The sequence below is a fragment of the Thermogutta sp. genome (assembly GCF_014359955.1).
Taxonomy (GTDB): domain Bacteria; phylum Planctomycetota; class Planctomycetia; order Pirellulales; family Thermoguttaceae; genus Thermogutta.
This window is the reverse complement of sequence record NZ_JACIYL010000975.1, coordinates 1-1,436: the sequence shown is the minus strand read 5'-3', so window position 1 is coordinate 1,436 and position 1,436 is coordinate 1. Positions and strand designations below refer to the sequence as shown.

Here is a 1,436-nt window from a genome sequence, read left to right as displayed (position 1 = left end):
GTACCTGGGAATCGTCCTCACGTATCCCTCCCGTGAAACACCGCCCGCCCGCCGTGTCGAATTGCCGCCACCACGTCGCCCCATTCACACGGAAACACTGGGGGTCTCCTTTATTGGTGCGGGTAATTTCAGTCAGGCTGTTTTACTGCCCATTTTGAAGAAATTGCCGCAGGTGCGGTTTCGCGGGATCGTCACTGCGTCGGGGGTTACGGCCCAAACTGTGGGCAAAAAATATGGGTTTTCCTGGTGTGCGACCGATGTCGAAGAAGTACTCGGCGACCCGGAGACGGACGTCGTCTTCGTCGTCACCCGGCATTCGCAGCACGCGCCGCTGGTCTGTCGGGCACTGGAAGCCGGCAAAGCGGTTTTCTGCGAAAAGCCGCTCGCCATCACCCCCGAGCAACTCGAGAGCGTGCGGCAGGCTCTGAACAAAACCGGCGGCCACCTCATGGTGGGCTTCAACCGCCGCTTCGCCCCGCTGGCCCAGGAGCTGAAACAGTTCATAAAAGACTGCGGGCCGCTCAGCGTCACCTATCGCGTGAACGCCGGTCCAATCCCGCGGGACCACTGGCTGGCTGACCCGGCCGAGGGCGGCCGCATCATCGGCGAGGCCTGCCATTTCTTCGACTTCTTTGCTTTCCTCACAGATTCGGAGCCCGTCGAGCTGCAGCGACTGACTGCTGATGGTGTCTCGCCTCGGGATGATGGTCAGTTTTTAGTCCGGTATCAGGATGGATCTATCTGTCATCTTATTTACACGACAATCGGTTCGCCGGGTTTTAGTAAAGAACGTATAGAAGTCCACGGCGGCGGCTGCTCAGCGGTTTTGGAAGATTTTAAAACGCTTATTTTAGACGACGGCAAAACCAAAAAACGCAAGCGGCTCTGGCAGGCCGACAAGGGCCATCGGACGATGCTCGAGCAGTGGATCGGGTGTGTGCGCACTGGGCAGGTGTTAATTACCTCGAATCAGTTAATCCTTGCCCACGAAGTCTGCTTCGCATGCACTAATCGCTAGTAGACCTGTATTTGTTATAAATCGATGATATGTGCGGGTTCATTGGAAGAATAAGCAAGATTCCAGAAACGCACCGGATACCTATTCGGGCTGCGGCCCCACTCCTTAAACAGCGAGGACCAGATTCACAGCGCATTTGGGCTTCTGCCGATAAAGTAGTCGAAATACTGTTTTCGCGCCTAGCAATCGTGGATCCCCATGAACGTGCCCACCAGCCAATCGAGAGACCAGACCTAGGGCTCGTGGTTGCGATGAACGGCGAAGTGTATAACTATCGCGAGTTGTGCCGGATCGCAGGTTCGCAACCTCTCTACACCGATTCAGACGCAGAGGTTCTATTGGTGTTATGGCACCAAATGGGGACAGATGCTTTGCAAGTAGTACGTGGCAGTTTTGCTTGTTCCATTGTAGACGTTCG

1 protein-coding gene and 1 pseudogene are annotated in these 1,436 nt (G+C 55.6%); both read left to right on the top strand.

Annotated features, from left to right (window positions below):
• Positions 1 to 1,018: Gfo/Idh/MocA family oxidoreductase (locus H5U08_RS18695; protein WP_297036626.1), on the top strand; the 1,018-nt coding region annotated here is incomplete at its 5' end.
• A 29-nt stretch (positions 1,019 to 1,047) separates the two neighbouring features.
• Positions 1,048 to 1,436 (top strand): annotated as a pseudogene (locus H5U08_RS19970) (hypothetical protein); the annotation flags it as partial.